The organism is Pseudomonas sp. xss_2 (assembly GCF_043104195.1).
In the GTDB taxonomy this organism is placed as follows: Bacteria; Pseudomonadota; Gammaproteobacteria; order Pseudomonadales; family Pseudomonadaceae; genus Aquipseudomonas; species Aquipseudomonas urmiensis.
Genome location: NZ_JBICKL010000075.1, coordinates 31,027 through 49,838, shown reverse-complemented (window position 1 = coordinate 49,838; position 18,812 = coordinate 31,027). Strand labels below are relative to the sequence as shown.

Annotated in this window: 16 protein-coding genes; 6 read left to right on the top strand and 10 right to left on the bottom strand. The window is 61.9% G+C overall.

Annotated elements, in window-relative coordinates:
• Positions 1 to 73 precede the first annotated feature (73 nt).
• Genes ACF8K2_RS18420 through ACF8K2_RS18400 form a run of 5 tightly spaced genes read right to left on the bottom strand, consistent with a single transcriptional unit; the run spans position 74 to position 5,407 of the window.
• Positions 74 to 1,138, bottom strand: a complete 1,065-nt coding sequence (locus ACF8K2_RS18420) for a 2,3-butanediol dehydrogenase (RefSeq protein WP_368972496.1) — start codon at positions 1,136 to 1,138, stop codon at positions 74 to 76.
• Between the two features lie 54 nt (positions 1,139 to 1,192).
• Entirely contained in the window at positions 1,193 to 2,299 is a 1,107-nt protein-coding gene (locus tag ACF8K2_RS18415) for an acetoin dehydrogenase dihydrolipoyllysine-residue acetyltransferase subunit (RefSeq protein ID WP_392466651.1), read from the bottom strand.
• Complete coding sequence (locus ACF8K2_RS18410; protein ID WP_186556031.1) at positions 2,296 to 3,318, bottom strand: alpha-ketoacid dehydrogenase subunit beta; 1,023 nt, start codon at positions 3,316 to 3,318, stop codon at positions 2,296 to 2,298. Before ACF8K2_RS18410 ends, ACF8K2_RS18415 begins: the two co-directional genes overlap by 4 nt.
• Positions 3,319 to 3,351: 33 nt before the next feature.
• Entirely contained in the window at positions 3,352 to 4,329 is a 978-nt protein-coding gene (locus tag ACF8K2_RS18405) for a thiamine pyrophosphate-dependent dehydrogenase E1 component subunit alpha (protein WP_186556030.1), read from the bottom strand.
• Positions 4,330 to 4,351: 22 nt separating this feature from the next.
• Complete coding sequence (locus ACF8K2_RS18400; RefSeq protein ID WP_392466648.1) at positions 4,352 to 5,407, bottom strand: ATP-NAD kinase family protein; 1,056 nt, start codon at positions 5,405 to 5,407, stop codon at positions 4,352 to 4,354.
• Positions 5,408 to 5,685: 278 nt separating this feature from the next.
• On the opposite strand from ACF8K2_RS18400, the gene ACF8K2_RS18395 reads away from it, so the two are divergent.
• On the top strand, positions 5,686 to 7,539 hold the full coding sequence (locus ACF8K2_RS18395) for a sigma-54-dependent Fis family transcriptional regulator (RefSeq protein ID WP_392466645.1): 1,854 nt from the start codon (positions 5,686 to 5,688) through the stop codon (positions 7,537 to 7,539).
• 297 nt (positions 7,540 to 7,836) lie between these two features.
• Here ACF8K2_RS18395 and recR read toward each other — a convergent pair whose 3' ends face one another.
• Together recR and ACF8K2_RS18385 are read right to left on the bottom strand one after the other, a co-directional pair.
• A complete protein-coding gene (gene recR, locus ACF8K2_RS18390; RefSeq protein WP_264235009.1) occupies positions 7,837 to 8,439 on the bottom strand; it encodes a recombination mediator RecR in 603 nt (200 codons plus the stop codon).
• Between the two features lie 163 nt (positions 8,440 to 8,602).
• Positions 8,603 to 9,931, bottom strand: a complete 1,329-nt coding sequence (locus ACF8K2_RS18385; protein ID WP_392466641.1) for an MFS transporter — start codon at positions 9,929 to 9,931, stop codon at positions 8,603 to 8,605.
• A 359-nt stretch (positions 9,932 to 10,290) separates the two neighbouring features.
• On the opposite strand from ACF8K2_RS18385, the gene proC reads away from it, so the two are divergent.
• Complete coding sequence (proC, locus tag ACF8K2_RS18380) at positions 10,291 to 11,082, top strand: pyrroline-5-carboxylate reductase (protein WP_392466640.1); 792 nt, start codon at positions 10,291 to 10,293, stop codon at positions 11,080 to 11,082.
• Positions 11,083 to 11,280: 198 nt separating this feature from the next.
• Here proC and ACF8K2_RS18375 read toward each other — a convergent pair whose 3' ends face one another.
• The gene (locus ACF8K2_RS18375; RefSeq protein ID WP_186556024.1) at positions 11,281 to 11,607 is read right to left on the bottom strand and encodes a YbaB/EbfC family nucleoid-associated protein; all 327 of its coding nucleotides are present in this window, start codon (positions 11,605 to 11,607) and stop codon (positions 11,281 to 11,283) included.
• 64 nt (positions 11,608 to 11,671) lie between these two features.
• Positions 11,672 to 13,729 carry a DNA polymerase III subunit gamma/tau gene (gene dnaX, locus ACF8K2_RS18370; protein WP_392466637.1) on the bottom strand — a complete coding sequence of 686 codons (2,058 nt, stop codon included), beginning with the start codon at positions 13,727 to 13,729 and terminating at the stop codon, positions 11,672 to 11,674.
• Between the two features lie 141 nt (positions 13,730 to 13,870).
• Between dnaX and ACF8K2_RS18365 the strand changes: the two genes are divergently transcribed.
• Entirely contained in the window at positions 13,871 to 14,641 is a 771-nt protein-coding gene (locus ACF8K2_RS18365) for a substrate-binding periplasmic protein (protein ID WP_392466635.1), read from the top strand.
• On the opposite strand, the gene ACF8K2_RS18360 is transcribed toward ACF8K2_RS18365, so the two are convergent.
• Positions 14,630 to 15,118: a DUF2938 domain-containing protein gene (locus tag ACF8K2_RS18360; RefSeq protein ID WP_392466632.1), complete on the bottom strand. Its 489-nt coding sequence runs from the start codon at positions 15,116 to 15,118 to the stop codon at positions 14,630 to 14,632. The two genes, ACF8K2_RS18365 and ACF8K2_RS18360, sit on opposite strands and share 12 nt — an antisense overlap.
• An 84-nt stretch (positions 15,119 to 15,202) precedes the next feature.
• Here ACF8K2_RS18360 and ACF8K2_RS18355 point away from each other — a divergent pair, with 84 nt between their 5' ends.
• The 3 genes from ACF8K2_RS18355 to ACF8K2_RS18345 all read left to right on the top strand — a co-directional run bounded on the left by ACF8K2_RS18355 (position 15,203) and on the right by ACF8K2_RS18345 (position 18,568).
• A complete protein-coding gene (locus ACF8K2_RS18355; RefSeq protein ID WP_392466630.1) occupies positions 15,203 to 15,610 on the top strand; it encodes a helix-turn-helix domain-containing protein in 408 nt (135 codons plus the stop codon).
• Positions 15,611 to 16,027: 417 nt separating this feature from the next.
• The gene (locus tag ACF8K2_RS18350; RefSeq protein WP_392466628.1) at positions 16,028 to 17,320 is read left to right on the top strand and encodes a site-specific integrase; all 1,293 of its coding nucleotides are present in this window, start codon (positions 16,028 to 16,030) and stop codon (positions 17,318 to 17,320) included.
• A 381-nt stretch (positions 17,321 to 17,701) separates the two neighbouring features.
• Positions 17,702 to 18,568, top strand: a complete 867-nt coding sequence (locus tag ACF8K2_RS18345) for a helix-turn-helix domain-containing protein (protein ID WP_392466626.1) — start codon at positions 17,702 to 17,704, stop codon at positions 18,566 to 18,568.
• The last annotated feature ends 244 nt before the right edge of the window (positions 18,569 to 18,812 follow it).

Genomic DNA, 18,812 nt, shown 5'->3' with positions numbered 1-18,812 from the left:
CAAGTTGGCGCTAGACACAGATTGGCGTGGGAGCGGGCTTGCCCCGCGATGAGGCCCTATCAAACGCCAGAGATCAGCGCCCGCCCGGCGAAACGATGATCTTCACATTCTCCTCCTTGTTGTTGACCAACTCCTCGAACCCCAACTCGACAATCTGTTCCAGGCCAATGCGCCCCGTCACCAGCGGGCGAATATCCAGCCGACCATCGGCAATGAAGGCAATCACATCGGCGAATTCGCCGTTGTAGGCCAACGCCCCAAGCACCTGTTTCTCGGTCGAGACCAGATCGAAGAAGTTGAACGCACTGGGCTCCTCGAAGATCCCCACCAGCACGCACTTGCCCGCTTTGCGAATGGCATCGATGGCAAGCTTGGCGGTGTGCTTGTTGCCGATACACTCAAAACTCACATCCGCGCCCAGCCCCGCAGTTAGCCCGCGGATCTCGGCCAGGGCATCGCATTGACTGGGGTCGAGCACGGCACTAGCGCCCACTTGCAAGGCCTTTGCCTTGCGTGCCGAGGACATTTCCAGGGCGATCACCTGCGCCGCGCCCGCCGCCTTGGCGCACATGATGGTACACAAGCCGATGGTGCCCGCACCGACCACCACCACGTTCTGCCCCAGCAGGCTGCCGGCCTTCTTCACTGCATGCATGCCCACCGCCAGCGGCTCGATCAACGCCCCCGCCTCACGCGGGAAACCTTCTGGCAAGCGGTACAGCAGGTTGGCCGGTACATTCACTCGCTCGGCAAAGGCGCCGTTGTTCATCAGCCCGGTAAAAGCCAGCTGTTCGCAGATGTTGTACAAGCCATGGGTGCAGTAATAGCAGCTGCCGCAATGCTGGCAGGCATCGGCGGCCACCGCATCGCCGACGGCGTAGCCGCTAACCCCCTCGCCGAGCTTGGCGATCTCGCCGCAAAACTCATGACCCAGGATGCATTGCCCCTGGATCCCGGTCAGCGGATGCGGCGCCTCGACCGGTATGAACACCGGGCCTGCGACGTATTCGTGCAGGTCCGAGCCGCAGATCCCGCACCAATCCACCTTGATCTGCACCCAGCCAGGCGGCGGATCGTCCGGCAGCGGTACCTGTTCGACGCGAATATCGTGGCGGCCATGCCAGACGGCGGCGCGCATATGGGTGTGGCTCAGGTCGTTCATTATTGTTGTCTCCAGGCTCACGTAAGTGACTCAGTGTTTGCGCAGGAACGCCTGCAAGGCTTGGTTGACCTGCTCGGCAGCCTCCATCTGGACCATGTGCCCAACCCCGTCGATCAGCAGCACTTCGGCTTCCACGCCTTGGCTGTGGCTGGCGGGGATGATCGCGTCCTGGCCGCCCCAAACCACCAGGGCCGGATGTTGCCCAAGCACCCCGCGCAAGTCGTGACGCTGGCGATCGCCCTCGGCGATGCTCGCCGCCAGTTGCCGCAGGGCGCTGTCGACGCCTTCCAGGCGCTTGAACTTGAGCATGTCCTCGAGCATCTGCCGGGTTACCAAGCCCTGATCGGCAAACAGCTTGCTCATGTGTGGCTTGAGCGCATTGCGATTGCCCGCCTCGACGAAGCCCTGCAGGTACTGGCCATTGATCTGCGCGCCTAAGCCGGCGCTGGCGATCAGGCTCAGGCTGGCCACCCGCTGGGGTGCCAGGCGCGCCAGGTTGAGGCTGACCGCGCCGCCCATCGAGTGCCCTGCCAGGTGGGCGCGGGGAATGTCGAGGTGATCGAGCAGCGCCAGCAGCGCTTCACTCAATTCATCCAGATCGCCCCGTTGCAGGGCCTTGGCCGACTCACCATGGCCGGGCAGATCGAGCGCGATGACCCGACGCTCGGCCGCCAGTGCCGGGTGATTGAACAGCCAGTTGTTCAGATCGCCAGCAAAGCCATGCACCAGCACCAGCGGCGTGCCGCCCTCGCCCAGCTCGAACCAGCGCAACAGCCGGCCGCCGACCTCGGCCTTCTGCGGCGTCGGCCCCTGGGCTTGATCGGCGCCGCCGTCGGCCACGAACTCGGCCTGAAAGCGTTGTACCAGCGCATCGATCTCAGCCTCTTGCGCCTCGCCCTCGACCACCACCGCCAGCAGCGCACCGACCGGCAAGGTCTCGTCAGGCTTGGCTACTTGCCGGCGCAGCACGCCACTGAATGGCGCCTCGACGCTGCTGCTGATCTTGTCGGTCTCGACATCCAGCACTTCATCGCCTTTGTTGATCTGCTCGCCTTCCTGCTTGAGCCAGGTGTCGACCCGGCCCTCGGTCATCGACAGGCCCCATTTGGGCATGGTCAGGGTATGGATCTGGCTCATGCGGCGCTCCTTGCAGCTTCGATGACCTTGCGCACGGCAGCCTCGATCTTCGCCGCAGTGGGGATGTACAGGTCTTCCAACGCATCGGAGAACGGCACCGGGGTGTGCGGCGCGGTGACCATCTCGATCGGCCCCTTGAGCGATGAGAAGGCTTTCTGTGCCACCAGCGCGCTGATGTCGGTGGCCATCGAGCAGCGCGGGTTGGCCTCGTCGATCACCACCAGCCGACCGGTTTTTTCCACACTTTCCAGGATGCTGTCTTCATCCAACGGGCTGGTGGTGCGCAAGTCCAGCACTTCGCAGTCGATGCCCTGGCGCGCGAGGTTGTTGGCCGCCTCCATGGCCAGGTGGACCATGCGCCCATAGGTCACCAGGGTCACGTCGTCGCCGTCGCGCAGGTAGTTGGCTTCTCCGAAGGGTACGGTGTAGAGCTCCTCGGGGACCTCGCCTTGCATGCTGTAGAGCAGTTTGTGCTCGCAGAAGATGACCGGGTCGTTGTCGCGAATCGCCTGGATCAGCAAGCCCTTGGCGTCATACGGCGAAGAGGGGCAGACCACTTTCAGGCCGGGGATGTGGGTCCACAGCGAGGTGAGCATCTGCGAGTGCTGGGCGGCGGCGCGCAGGCCGGCGCCGACCATGGTGCGCATCACCAGCGGGGTCACCGCCTTGCCGCCGAACATGTAGCGGAACTTGGCCGCCTGGTTGAGGATCTGGTCCAGGCAGCAGCCCGCGAAATCGACGAACATCAGTTCGCACACCGGACGCAGGCCCTGGGTGGCCGCGCCCACTGCAGCCCCGACGTAGCCGATCTCCGACAGCGGCGCATCCAGCACCCGACCGGGGAACTGGTGGTAAAGACCCTTGGTCACCCCCAACACACCGCCCCAGGCATCGTCCTCGCCAGGCGCACCGGCCCCGCCAGCCACGTCTTCACCAATGATGAACACGCTCGTATCGCGGCGCATTTCCTGGGCCAGGGCCTCGTTGATGGCCTGCTGGTAGCTGATCTTTCTTGCCATGATGATTCTCCTGTCGTTGTTGTTGTGCCGGAGTCAGGGATAGGCGACGTAGACGTCGGTGAGCAGGTCGGCCGGTTGCGGCTTGGGGTCGGCTTTGGCGCGGCGCACGGCGTCCTCGATCAGGTCTTCGACCTGGGCATCGATGGCATCGAGTTGCTCGGCGCTGAGCACGCCGCTACGGGTGGTCTTGTTACGGAACTGCAGCAGGCAGTCGCGGGTTTCGCGCAGGTTCTTCACTTCATCCGGGGCGCGGTAGGTTTGTGCATCGCCCTCGAAGTGGCCGTAATAGCGGGTCAGCTTGACCTCGATCAGCGAAGGGCCTTGGCCGGCACGGGCGCGCTCGATGGCAGCGCCAGCGGCTTCATGCACAGCGAAGAAGTCGAAGCCATCGATGGTGACCCCGGGCATGCCAAAGCCTGCCGCGCGGTCGGCGATATGGTCACAGGCCACCGACCAGTTCGACGCGGTAGCCTCGGCGTAGCCGTTGTTCTCGGCCACGAAGATGCACGGCAGGTTCATGATCGAGGCCATGTTCATCGCCTCGAACACCGCGCCCTCGTTGGAGCCGCCATCGCCGAAGAACGCCACCGAAACGTCATCGCGGCCCTTGAGCTTGGCCGCCAGGGCAGCGCCCGCGACCAGCGGCGCACCGGCCCCGACGATACCGTTGGCGCCGAGCATGCCCTTCTCCAGGTCGGCGATGTGCATCGAGCCGCCCTTGCCGCCGCACACGCCGGTCTTCTTGCCGTAGATTTCGGCCATCATCCCGTACACATCGACGCCCTTGGCGATGCAATGGCCGTGGCCACGGTGGTTGGAGGCAATACAGTCGGAGTCGCGCAGGTGCGCCATGACGCCGGCTGCCGACGCTTCTTCGCCGGCGTACAGATGAACGAAACCGGGGATTTCGCCGGTGGCAAACTCCACATGCAGACGCTCTTCGAAGGCACGGATCGTGCGCATCACTTGATAGGCGTGGAGCAATTGCTCGGAACTGAGGTGAGTGGACATCTTGTTGTTCTCCAGGGTTGTCTCAACACAGGTTTGCAGGGAGCTGCCGGTGACCGCGCGGTACCGCCAGCAGGTGATGACGGGCGGCATGCGCCAGCACGGCCTCGACGTCGATGGTCAGCGGGCCTTGATGGTCGAGGGTGATGGTGGGGGTGTCGTGCGCGGCGAACTCGATCTCGCGTTCGCCATCCAGGGCCAGGGTGCCGCTGGATAGGCTCAATGAGTAGTCGACGCCGGGCGTGAGTGCGCCGCTGGCGGTGATCCCGCAGCCTTGCAGCAGGCCGGGGGCCAGCGGCGCCAACAGGGCCTGCTCAGCGCCGGGATGCAGGCGCACCCAGGCGCCTTCAGCGGCCTGGCGCGACACCGGGCACCACAGCCCGCAGAGCGCCGACAGGCCAATCGCGTGGGGTTCGGCGAAGCAGGCGAACACTTCTGCCAAGTCTTCGCTGCGGCTCAATGCGCGCGCGCCGACGAAACGTTGTGGGGAGACGGCCACTTCGACCAAGGCCCATTCGCACAGGCCTTGCTCGGGCACGCGCACCAGCAGGCGCTTGTTGCGACGTAGGCCGATGCTGGAGGGAATGCGACCACTGGCCACCAGGCCACCCGCAAGGCCGGCGCTGGTCGCCTCGCGCAGCTCCGGGAAGGCATTGTTGGTGCCGGTGGAAAGGGTCAACAGCGGCACGTCACCGGCCTCGGCTGCCACCGCCTTATGCGTGCCATCGCCGCCCAGTACCGCGATCAGGCTGGCGCCGCGCTCGACCATCCAGCGCGTGGCCAGACGGGTATCGGCGACCGTCTGGGTCAGTGGCAAATCGAGCACCTGCAGCGCCGGCCAATGCTGGTCGCGGGCAACTGGGCCGCCGCTGGCCTTGAGCACAGCGGCGGCGATCCCGGTCATATCGGTTGGCAACAGCACCTGGGCGATACCGGTGGCGCCGAAGGCTGCGAGCAGACGCTGGATGGCCGAAGCCTTGTCGGTACTGGAATAGAGCCCTGCGTTAGCGGTCAGGCGACGCAGGTCGCGGCCCGAAGCTGGGTTGGCAATGATCCCGACGATTGGCGCGGGTTGCGGCATGGCGCACCTCATTTTCTTGTTTGCCAGGGCTAGAGCAAGGGCGGTGCCAGCTTTGCAACTACACGCGCCAGATGCCGAGCCAGAGCGCTTCCAGCGCGACAAGACCCGCCCCTGCGCCAGCCGCTGCGAGACGCTGCGTACCGGTCAGGCCAGGCGCTGGGCGAGACGCTGAGACGCAGCGTCTCAGCGCCACCGGCAAGCACGTGGCGCTTGTCGCCGCTCGCCCACAAGCGCTTAATGGCCGCATAACGACAAGAACACGAGAACCGGAGGCCCCAATGCTTGCCGCGAACTCCCGAGCCCATGTCGACTGTGTCAGCCGGGTAGTGAAGAACGCCGATCGCCTGCCCCAGGCGCCGGTGCCTGCGCTGATCCTCGACTCCTGGCGTCGGTCCATGGACCTGTACCGTCTCGACCCCGGCTCCCAGCAAGGGCCACGCATCCTTTCGCAGAACCTGCTCAACGAATGCCGCGAGCGCGCCGAACTGTTCCTGCGTATCGCCAGCGACGCGGTAGCGCGCTTGCATGGCCGGGTGAGCGGTGCCGACTATTGCGTACTGCTCACCGACGCCCAAGGGCGGACCATCGACTACCGGGTGGAAGCGGCGATTCGCAACGACTGCCGCAAGGCCGGGCTGTACCTGGGCACCTGCTGGTCGGAAGGCGAGGAAGGCACCTGCGGGGTAGCGGCAGTGCTGACCAACAAGGCACCGGTCACCGTGCACAAGCGCGATCACTTTCGCGCCGCCTTCATTGGCCTGACCTGCACCGCAGCACCGGTTTTCGACCCACAGGGCGAGTTGCTCGGGGTGGTCGATGTGTCGGCCCTGCAATCGCCAGATGACCGCCGCAGCCAACATCTGATTCGCCAATTGGTGGAGCAGACCGCGCGGGAGATCGAAAACGCCTTTTTCATGCACAGCAGCCAGGGCCACTGGGTGATGCGCGCCCATGGCACGCCCGGCTATGTCGAGAGCCAGCCAGACTACCTGCTGGCCTGGGATGGCGATGGCCGCCTGCAGGCGCTCAACAGCCTGGCACGCCAGCACTTGCTCGAGCACCACGGGCGGTTGCCAGAACATATCGGCGAGCTGTTCGACCTCGATCAGCTACGTCGCGCCAGTGACGCCAGTGCCCAGCGCCTGCCCGGCTGGCAACTGTATGGCCGAGTCAGTGCGCCGCGCTGCCTGCGTCCCCGCGCCCAGGCGCCGCAATACACGCAGGACCCACGCATCGAGCAGCACCTGCGCCTGGCCACTCGGGTCAAGGACTGCAACCTGGCGGTGCTGGTGCAAGGAGAGACCGGCGCCGGCAAGGAGGTGTTTGCCCGCCAGCTACATGGACAAAGCCAACGCCGCACAGGCCCCTTCGTCACCCTCAACTGCGCAGCGATTCCAGAAAGCCTGATCGAAAGCGAGCTGTTCGGTTATGTCGCTGGCGCCTTCACCGGGGCATCGAGCAAAGGCATGCAAGGGCTGCTGCAGCAGGCCGATGGCGGCACGCTGTTTCTCGACGAGATTGGTGATATGCCGCTGAGCCTGCAGACTCGCCTGCTGCGCGTACTGGCCGAAGGCGAAGTAGCGCCCCTGGGTGCGGCGCGGCGTGAGCGGGTGGATATCCAGGTGATTTGCGCCACCCACCGGGATTTGGCGGCGATGGTCAGCGAGGGGCGCTTTCGCGAGGACCTGTACTTTCGCCTGGCCAATGCCCGCTTCGAGCTGCCGCCCCTGCGTGAGCGGGCTGATCGGCTCGGGCTGATTCATCGCATGCTGGCTGAAGAGGCGCAGGCATGCGGCGTTGAAGTGATGTTGGCCGATGCCGCGTTGGAAGCGCTGCTGACCTATCGTTGGCCGGGTAATCTCAGGCAATTGCGCCAGGTCCTGCGCTATGCCTGTGCGGTGTGTGATGGCGGCCAGCTGCGGCTTGAGGATTTACCGCAAGAGGTGCGTGGAGAGGTCGAACCTGCTGCCCAGGCCAGTGCTTCCAGCCCGGCGCGACAGGTGCTGCTCGATGCGTTGATTCGCCATCGCTGGAAGCCGGCGGAGGCGGCCCGGGCATTGGGGATTTCCCGGGCGACCCTGTATCGGCGGGTGCATGAGCACCGGATCGAGATGCCACGGATGAAGGTTTGACGGGTGTCAGTTACGGCCTCTTCGCGGGCAAGCCCGCTCCCACAGGGATTGCACAAAGCTCAAGGTCTGCGCGGTGCCTGTGGGAAATCACTCGACGCCCAGCCCACAGACACAGCGCAAAGCTAAAGGTCTATGCGTTACCTGTGGGAGCGGGCTTGCCTGCGAAGAGGCCGCTACAGCCTCACAGCGAAATTGGCCGACGCCCTGCAAAGGCTTGCCCCACAGACACAGCGCAAAGCAAAAGGTCTACGCGGTACCTGTGGGAGCGGGCTTGCCCGCGAAGAGGCCGCTACAGCCTCACAGCGAAATCGGCCGACGCCCAGCGAAGGCATGGGCCAAGGTGCCGCCATCCACCAGCTCCAGCTCGCCGCCCAGCGGCACGCCATGGGCGATCCGCGAGGCGACCAGGCCCTTCTCATTGAGCAACTGGGCGATGTAGTGCGCGGTCGCCTCGCCCTCCACTGTCGGGTTGGTCGCCAGGATCACTTCACTGAAACTGCCCTGTTCCTCGATCCGCGCCATCAACTGCGGAATGCCGATCGCCTCCGGCCCCAAGCCATCGAGCGGCGACAGATGCCCCTTCAACACGAAGTAACGCCCGCGATAGCCCGTCTGCTCGACCGCGTAGACATCCATCGGCCCTTCCACCACGCACAACTGGGTATCGTCGCGGCGCGGGTCGGCGCACTGCGGGCACAGCTCCTGCTCGGTCAGGGTCCGGCATTGGCGGCAATGGCCAACGCCTTCCATCGCCTGGGTCAGGCTCTGGGCCAGGCGCAGGCCGCCGCTGCGGTCGCGCTCGAGCAACTGCAAGGCCATACGCTGGGCAGTTTTCTGACCAACGCCCGGCAGAATGCGCAGGGCGTCGATCAGTTGGCGGATGAGGGGGCTGAAACTCATGGGAAAGGCCTGACAGTTCAATGAGAGGCGGTTTATACCGGCCAAGGCAGGCAGCGTCAAATCAGCTACAGCGCAGCGGCAACTGTCCTACCTGCTGTTGCAATTGACACTGGCTGCCCGGCCCGCGTTCACGCCAGGCCGGGCCTTTTCCACCGGCCGTCACTCAGGCCGACTTGACCGCCCCACGCAGGGCTGGGTCTTGGTCGTCGCGCTTGGGTGAGCGCACGGCCAGCACCGCAATCAGCGAGATAGTGACAGTGCCCAACAGATACAGGGCCACCGGTTGCCAGTCACCGTTGTAGCGGCTGAGCAGGTAGGTGGCGATCAACGGTGCGGTGCCGCCAGCCAGTGCTGCGCCCAACTGGTAGCCGAGGGTGATGCCGGTGTAGCGCACGCGGGTGGAGAAGATCTCCGAGCTCATGGTGCCCAACACCGCAGTAATCGGCGCCCAGAGCACGCCGAAGGCGATGATCGTAGCGACCATCAGGCCCCAGGTGCTGCGCGTATCGAGCAGTTTGAAGTACGGCACGATGAACGCCGCCATCAGCAAGATGCCACCGATGTAGACGGCCTTGCGCCCAACCTTGTCCGACAGCCAGCCCATCAGCGGAATCATCAGCGAAGCCACGGCCGCCGCGATCATCACCGCATTCAGGGTGCTGACCTTGTCATAGCCCAGGGTGCTTACCGCGTAGCTGACCACGAAGGTCGAGAAGATATAGAAAGGTGCCGTTTCCACCACCTTCAGGCCAGCGGCGATCAGCACTTCACGCCAGTGGTCGCGCAGGGTTTCCACCAGGGGCATCTTGGCGACGTTGCCCGACTCCTTGGCCTTCTTGAAGTCCGGTGTTTCATCCAGGCCGTGACGAATCCACAAGCCGAGGAACACCAGGCCAGCGCTAAGCACGAACGGCACTCGCCAGCCCCAGCTGAGGAACTGCTCTTCAGGCAACATGGCCATCAGGCTGACCGCCATGGTCGCCAGCAGCATGCCGACGGTAACCCCCACCTGCGGCACGCTGCCGAACAGGCCTTTACGCTTGGCCGGAGCGTATTCGTAGGCCAACAGCAGCGCCCCGCCCCACTCCCCGCCGATGCCCAAGCCCTGTACCACCCGCAGAGCGATCAGCAGGATCGGCGCCCAGACGCCGATGTGCTCGTAGGTCGGCAAGCAGCCGATCAGCACCGTGGCGCCACCCATCAAAGACAGGGTGATGACCAGGGTTTTCTTGCGACCGATACGGTCGCCGATGTGGGCGAAAATCACTCCGCCGATGGGCCGTACGAAAAAAGTCAGAGAAAACGACAGGTAAGCCAGCAACAACCCGACCACCGGATCGAAGTTGGGGAAGAACAGCTTGTTGAATACCAGCGCGGCGGCGGTGCCGTAGAGGAAGTAGTCGAACCATTCGATGGAACTGCCGGTAAGGCTGGCGACCAAAGCGCGGCCGCGCCCCTGGGTCGCGGTGGGGGTTGCACTGGACGGCGTCATGCGAGTCTCCGTTTTTTTGATGTTATGTCGGCGAGCACAGGGTGGAGCAAGGCAAAGAGCAACCAGGTTGCACCCATGCCAGCGGATCTTAGTGAAAGCTCTAAAAAAGGTACAACCCAGATTAAACGTTTAACCCGCAATTATTTTCAGAAGACAGTGGAAATGCGCTGTTTTGGTTCAAGTTTTACAGCGGAAATTGCGTATAGCGCCATAGCGGTGCGCACGACTGCGCAGTCACCAAGTTGCCAAACCTCAACACTTTTTTGTTTTTGCTTTTTGTGGTTGCACCCAGTTGCACCCATATTTAAAAAGCCCTTACTCTGAAAAGACATCACAACAACAACCAAGGGGACTTGCCGGTGAAAACGCTGTTTATTGGGTATGGCCGCATGGGCGCTGCATTGGGCGATGCGTGGCTGGCCACAGGCTTGATCGAGCAGTTGAGCATCGTCGATCCGGGGCTAACTGGCGCTGGCGGCGACGGTCGTTATACGCGTCTGGCCGATGTGCCCGACGAGGCATTCGAGCTGATCGTGCTGGCCGTCAAACCGGCTTATGCCAGTGAGGCCCTGGCAGGGCTCAGCGATCGGCAATGTGCGCAAGCCTGCGTGATTTCGGTGGCTGCCGGGGTCACCCAGGCGACCTTGAGTGCAGCCCTGGGGCAGCGCTGCCCGGTGGTGCGAGCCATGCCTAATACTCCAGTGCTGGCCGGAGCCGGTTGCACCGGGCTGTATGCAGGCGACGAGCTGGAGGCGAGTCAGCGCACCAGGATCGGCCAGTTGTTCGAAGCGGTTGGCTTGGCATCCTGGGTCACGACAGAGAGCCAGCTCGATGCGGTTACAGCCATCAGCGGCAGTGGCCCGGCGTATTATCACTTGTTCAGCGAGGCACTGGCGCAAGCAGGGGTCAAACTTGGACTTACTGCTGAATTAGCAGGCGCCCTGGCGGCACAAACTGCGTTTGGTGCAGCAACTTTGCAACAGCAGCGGCATGCCGATTTCGCCGAACTTCGTCAGGCGGTTACTTCGCCAAATGGCACGACGGCGGCGGCGATTGAAGTGTTTGAGAATGGGCAGAAGTTGCGCGACTTGGTCGAAGCGGCAACTGCAGCGGCCTGTCGACGATCCGTGGAGTTGTCGCAAAACAGCTGAAGTCAGTTTATTAACTAACCGTTCAAGTTAAAAACGTGCTGCGTTATCTTTTACGGGCACGTTGAGCGTGGCATCGTTGTTGGACGTTGTGACCCTATCGCGGGGCAAGCCCGCTCCTACAGAAATTGTGCAAACGTGTAGGAGCGGGCCTGCCCCGCGATGAGGTCAGATCAAACAGCGCATTTGCGCAACGCTGGATCAGAACGGCATCTTGAAGCCTGGCGGCAACTGCATGCCAGCAGTCATGCCACCCATTTTCTCCTGGCTGTTCTGCTCGACCTTGCGTACCGCGTCGTTGACGGCGGCTGCGATCAGGTCTTCGAGCACTTCCTTGTCTTCCTGCATCAGGCTGTCATCGATGCTGATGCGCTTGACGTCATGACGACCGGTCATCACCACGCTGACCAGGCCCGCGCCCGATTGCCCGGTCACTTCAGCGTTGGCCAGCTCTTCCTGCATCTTGGCCATTTTTTCTTGCATCTGCTGCGCCTGCTTCATCAGGCCGGCCATGCCACCTTTCATCATGGGGTACACCTCGATTGGGTCATGTGATGCGGCCAAGCACGCTGCCGGCCGCACGGATATCGGTTCAATCGCCCTGGCTGACCAGGGCCTCTACAGGCTCAATAGTATCCTGACGCACGGTCGCGCCGAACTGCCGGATCATCTGCTGGATGAGCGGATCACGCTCGATCGACACTTCAGCCTCATGCTGACGCTCCGAGCGCTTGCGCGCCGCAGCTTGCGCCGGGGTTTCCTGCTCGGGGCGGATCAGCTCGATGCGCAGCTGCAAGGTGCGGCCCAGGTGCTGGTTGAGCGCCTCGTTGAGTCGCCGCTGCTGGGTCGAGTTGAACAGTGCACCCTGGGCTGGGTCCAGGTGCAGCAGCCAGTCATCGCCGTCGGCAGCGATCAGGGTACAGTTTGCCGCGATGTTGCCTGTCATGCCGGACACAGGCAACTGCGGGAATAATTCCAGCCATTGCAGCGCAAGACCGGTGGCCGGCTTGGAGGCTGGCAGAGGCTCGGCAACCGGGGCGGTTTCAGCCTCATGGACATGCTCAGCCAACTCATCCAGGTAGCTGAAGCCTGCCGGATCAGACTCGGGCGCGTAGTAATCTTCATCCAGCGGCGGCTCGTCGTCCCGATCCATGCCAACAGCGTCATAGGCAGAGGGATCGAACGGCGGCTGGTCATCGCTTGGCGGCCCGACTTGCGGCGCAGGCGGCGCGACTGGCGCAGGCGCTTGCAGCACCGGCTCGGCCGGCACTGTCGCCTCCTCCCACGGCAGATCGACAACCTCTTCCTCAATTGGCGCAGGTTCTTGGACGGCAACCGGCGCCTCTGGCGCGGGCTCAGGCTCGATAACCGGCTGCGCGGCAACCGGCTCCAGCACCGCAGGCTGCGCCGTCACAGGCGCTGCAACGGGCTCGTGCGCCTCGACCGGCGCTGGCATGGCCGGCGGTTCAGCGACCGACGCTGGCGCTGCCACCGGTTTTGCAGAATCAGCTGTGGCCTGGCTGATCCCCACTGGCTTTAGCACCGGGGTCGGCGCGTCGTCGGTATCGGCGGGGCGGAACGCGAGCATGCGCAGCAGGACCATTTCAAAGCCACCGCGCGGGTCCGGCGCCAAGGGCAAATCGCGGCGGCCAATCAAGCCCATCTGGTAGTAGAACTGCACATCCTCGGCGGGCAGCGCCGAAGCCAGGCTCAACACCCGCTCGCGGTCGCCCTGGCCGTTGTCCACCGCCTCAGGCAGCGCCTGGGCAATGGCTACGCGGTGCAGCACGTTGAGCATCTCGGCCAGCACGCCACTCCAATCCGGCCCCTGCTCGGCCAAATCACGCACCGCTTGCAGCAGCGCCCGCGCATCACCTTCGAGCAGCGCCTGCAGGACGCCGTACACCTGGCCATGGTCGAGCGTGCCGAGCATCGCCCGGACATCAGCGGCCAATACCTTGCCTTCACCGAAGGCGATGGCCTGGTCGGTCAGGCTCATGGCGTCGCGCATCGAGCCATCGGCCGCGCGCCCAAGCAGCCACAGGGCATCTTCTTCGAAGGGGACGTTCTCGGCACCGAGCACATGGCTCAGGTGCTCGACCACCCGCTCCGGGCTCATGTTCTTCAAAGAGAACTGCAAGCAGCGCGACAGGATGGTCGCCGGCAGCTTTTGCGGGTCGGTGGTCGCGAGGATGAACTTGACGTACGGCGGCGGCTCTTCCAGGGTCTTGAGCAGGGCGTTGAACGAGTGCGTGGAGAGCATGTGCACTTCGTCGATCAGGTAGACCTTGAAACGCCCACGGCTCGGCGCGTACTGCACGTTATCGAGCAGTTCGCGGGTGTCTTCGACCTTGGTGCGGCTGGCGGCGTCGATCTCGATCAGGTCGACAAAACGCCCTTCGTCGATCTCCCGGCACACCGAACAGGTGCCGCAGGGGGTCGAGGTAATACCGGTTTCGCAGTTCAGGCACTTGGCGATGATCCGCGCGATGGTGGTCTTGCCGACCCCGCGCGTGCCGGTGAACAGGTAGGCGTGATGCAGGCGCTGGTTGTCCAGGGCGTTGATCAAAGCCTTGAGCACATGGGTCTGGCCGACCATTTCGCGGAACGAGCGCGGACGCCATTTTCGTGCAAGAACCTGATAACTCATTAAAAAACCATCGCAAACTGAACGAGCGGAAGATCGCTAATGCTAGCGGAGCGGGGGCAAAATTGCACCCGGCCAATCTCGTCTAAGCTAAGCAACGCACGACTAGGCTCAGACCCTAGGTAGTCATCAGGGAGGAAAACCGTGCGGCGAATCCTGGCGATCCTGCTGTTGTGCTCCACTCACAGCCTGGCCCAACAGCCGGTGCTGCGCTTCTCGGTCGCCGAAAGCTGGAGCATGCCACTGATCCGCATCGAGCACCAACAGCCGGTCGAAGGCATTCTGTTCGACCTGATGCAAGCCGCCGCGCGCGAGGCCGGGGTACGCGCCGAGTATCACCTGATGGCTCGCCTGCGCCTGCAACAGGCGCTTGAAGACGGCGATATCGACGTGCGCTGTTATGTCGCCACCCACTGGCTGATCGAACGGCCGGGCAACTACGTCTGGAGCGTGCCGTTGATCCAGCAGCGCGATTTGCTGGTCAGCCGCAGCGCCGACCTGGCCCCCATCAACCCAGAGCAATTGCCAGCACAGGCCATCGGCACGGTGCTGGGCTATCGCTACCCGACCCTCGATCCGCTGTTCAACCAAGGCCGGCTGCGCCGCGAAGACAGCCGCAACCAGCAACTCGCCCTGCAAAAGCTCGAGGCCGGACGTTACCGCTATGCCGTGAGCAACCAATTGTCATTGCACTGGTTCAACCGCCAACTCCCTGCAGCGCAGCGCTTGCGCGCACAGAGCGTGCTCGAGGAGCAATCGTTGGGCTGCATGGTGCGCAACGATCCAACCCTGCCCACTCAGGCACTGCTCAGGGCGCTGGTGCGGATCAAGCAGTCCGGAGAAGTCGAACGGATAGTCCAGCGCTACACCAGCCAGGATGCTGCGGGTCAGATCGTCAGCGGCTCAACTCACTGAAAGCCCCAACGCACTGAGGTACAGGCCCAGACCAAATACGCCATGCGTGGCCAGGCTACGCAGGCAGTTTCGCAACGGTGTGGGAGTATTGCTGGCAAACAGACCTGCGCCAAACGCCGGCTGCACCACACACAACGGCACCAGCACCGAAGCCAAGCCGAAGCCCAACCCAGGCAGCAGGGACGGCGCGCGTAGCCAGCCCTCCCCGGCCAGGCCGACCAGCAGCGCTGCGAACAGCAACCCAGTCGCGTAGTGCAGCACCCATCCCCAGGCCAACTCATGCCTGACCGGCGCAGCCTTGGCGATGGCCGGGTGATACACACGCCCCTGCAGCAAATGCCCGGCCCAGCGCCCGACCATGGCGTAGTTGAGCGTGGTCACACCCAGCCGTTTGAGCAGTAGCGTCCACAGGTCCATGACCAACGTGGCACCGAGGCCGATCAGCGCAATACAAGTCATCAAGGTGGTAGCAGTCATGGCGAAACCCTTGGCAGATTGACGGAAAAGCCCAATGCCGCGCAGCATAGAAGTTAAAGTCAACTTCAAGTCAAGGGGCCACCCATGGACATCGCCGATGTCGCCAAACGCACCGGGGTACCAGCTTCAACGCTGCGTTACTACGAGAACAAAGGTTTGCTCAAGTCGCTCGCAGGCAAAGGCCAACGCCGCCAGTTCGCTGCCGACGTGGTGGATCGCCTGGCGCTGATCGCCTTGGGCCAGGCAGCCGGGTTCTCGCTCGATGAAGTGGCGAGCATGCTGGTCGATTTGCAGGTGAATCGCGAAATGTTGGTGGCCAAGGCTGACGAGATCGATGCACGGATCACGCGCTTGCAGGCCATGAGCAAGGGGCTGCGTCATGCGGCGGCGTGTCCAGAGGAAGACCATCTGGCGTGTCCGAAATTTCAGCGACTGCTGAAACTGTCGGCTGCTGGCGTGCTGGCTGTAGAGCGCAGTCGGATGCGGAGCTAGACGTTAGGGATGCCGTCGTTTGAACCGGCCACCTCGCAGGCAAACTTGCGAAAAGTCAGACACGATCAGCCACCTACCACGCAGGCAAGTGATGAAAATTCTTCGCAAGGAGGCGGCGAAAGCACTATCAGGCAAGGAGGCGGAGCGTTTTCCGACCCCTGAAATGGAGGCGGCCCCACCAGCCACACCCCGGCACTCGATGTCCCCGCCTTGGCTGCTCCCTTCCGGGCCTGACCAGATGGCATGCAAGCATGCTCGGTAATCAATGCGGGGCTTATGGATCAAGGGTTTCAGGCAGATGAGGTGATTCGTCACTTACCCGTGCAGCCACCCAGCACGGTCGCTCAAAGCTTGGGGTGTGACCAGTATTGTTCCACTCAATTGGTCCACTTTACTGGTCCACTCTGGTGTTCACTCATGGCCTACATTGTCCGCCGTCAGTCCATCTACTACCTCAACCTTCGGCTTCCAAAGCACCTATTTCCCAGCCGTCATACCCTTCGCATATCCCTGCGAGTGCGAGCGCGGCAGGCAGCCTTGTACCTTGCCAGCTCGTTAGCTCAGCAAGTGCTTTGCCACCTAACTGAACATCCTCTGACAGCCCCTGAGACGCTGCGTGCACTGTGTACGCAGTGGCGAGACTCTACCCCTAAGCCATTCACGATGGCTGCACCACGAAGAGCTACAGCGGCCACAGCGAAGCCACAAAGCGCCGGCCCTACCCTCGCGACCTTGTCCAAACTCTATTTAGAAGAAGGCAAACGCGGCGGCACATGGCGACAGGGCAGCACCGAGGAAGTCGAGCGAGCTTTAGCTGACCTTTTCGAGCTGCTAGGTGATATGCCCGCTAAAGCCTTCGATGCACAACAAGCACGCCTGCTAAAGGAACGGCTCAGCCTATGCCCGCAATACTTCGGCTTACGACCTGAGTTCAAGGGCAAGACGCTAAAGCAGGTGATTGAGTCAGGTAGCACCTACAAGACCATTACTGCTGTCACAGTGAACAATCGGCTACGCAAGCTCACCGCGTTTCTGAACTGGTGCAAAGCGAACGGGTACGTGGCAGACAACCCACTGACGGGTATGAAAGTCATGACGGGATCAGCAAAGGAAGCTCGGTTGTCCTTCGAGCGACACGACCTAGCTGCACTACTGAACCTTGAGGGACTGCGACAAGAGTCACGGAAGCATCCATGGCGCTACTGGCTGCCATTCCTCGGACGGTTCACTGGTGCACGACTTGAAGAGCTTTGCCAGCTGCGTGTGGACGATGTCATTGAGCAACAGGGCATCCCGTGCATTCGCATTGACGACAGCCATGAAGGCCAGAGTCTTAAGAATGTCAGCAGCCGTCGTGTTCTCCCCTTGCATCCTGCACTGATTGAGCACGGTTTGTTGCAGTACGCCGAGTCAGTCAAGACCAGTGGGGCTGATCGTCTATTCCCCGAGCTTGAAGCAGTACGCGGTAAACGAGGTCACGCGGCATCTAAATGGTTTGGACGCTACAAGACGAAACTCGGCATCACCGACCCGCGTAAAACCTTCCACAGCTTCCGCCACACCTTCATCGATGACCTGCGTGATGCTGGCGTGCAGGACTCACTGATCAAGCGGATGGTGGGTCATGAAGACAGCTCCGTAACCTTCGGCGTCTACGGCAGCAGGACGCCAATCAAGGCGATGGTCGAGGCCATGAAGCACATCAAATAACCTCGAATAACCCAGCAAAAACTCTGGTTAAACCCTGCCACCTAATTGACGTTCACCTACCGTCTTTCATGTCCAACCCAGTGTTTACGGGGCTTAGGGAGCGTTCAAACTAAGCAAAGTGCGTTTCCCGCAGAACAAAACGGTTTTTTTGCAGACACGACCGCCAAAGAAGTCAATACCTAGAGATTGATTTTTTTCGGGACTCGTGTAGAATTGATGGCCTGCTTCAGAGAGCAGACATACAGATTAGAAGCCTCCACCGCGACCACCAAATTGGTGTTTTGCATGGGGGCTTAAATTTGCCTGCGATTTACCAATACCCTAACCGGCACAACCTGAGAGGAATGCCTATGCGATTAACTTGAAAAGGAGACCAATCCCATGATGTACCCGCTCGCCTCAAATTCCCCCTGCACCACCGAATCCCACCCCTCTACCAACCTGCTGCCGTCAGCAGAGTTGGAGGCATTGAATGCACGATTTTCAGCCAACGCCAATCAGTGGCTGGCAGATAAGACAGCAAAGACCAAGAGCAAGGTCGAGCGTAAGCCCAAGGGCAATCGTGGACGGAAGCCCAAGCTGATTGTAAATCCCTTCTACGGGTTCATCGGCCCCAAAACCTATTGGGCGCCCTATCCTGAATTCGCTATGGACATCATTGAAGGGGTCGCACGCTTGGATTGGTACGGAGAGCGAGAGCAACAGTTGCCACTGTCTGTAGCCAAGATTAACTACGTTTTGGGAACTCTCCCTGTCATCACCAACGAAGCAGTAGAAGATTTGCTGCAACTGGGGGACCGACAAGCGAGGCGCTACGTCAAGGCAGTTGAGTTGATCATTCCATGGATGATGAAGAGTCGGCCTCCGCTCCTCATCAGCGAGATGGACGGCATCGATTTTGAGGCCAAAGCCTGCGAGTGGGAGGACTGTAATGATGCGTACGCACCAAATCCGGAGGAGCTGGCCAAGCTGCACTACGATCTGCGCACCTTGACCGAGTATAAAACGGCAGAAGAATACGAGGCGGCCTACCCAAGTCAGCCGAGCACATGTGCCATCGTATCTCTCTCAAACCGCCATACGCTTCAACAGCGGCAGCAACACCCCAAGAAACCAGAGGTGTTGGCGAGGTTGACCCAAGACCAAAGTGTAAAATCCATCGAACGAGAAACGGGAGTATCTGCAAAGACTATCCGGAAGTGGCGAGAGGAAATAAAGGCTGCGCAGGTAGGACTGAAAGCCGCATGAACGGCCTCGGTGGAGGGGGAGTAATTCGGTCGCATATATTATAGAAGCAATTCAATGCGTAGCATTGGGCGTACCATCAATGAATCGTACCCCGGGACAACAAACAACAAAGTTGTCCCAAATGAAAACAGCCATCATTGTCAGCTTACGCTAACGGCCAAGCGTACTAGTCCAAACAACCAATAACATGGTTGGACAACAAGAATTCGAGCAGCTACTAGAGCTACGCTCTGATCGTGCAAAA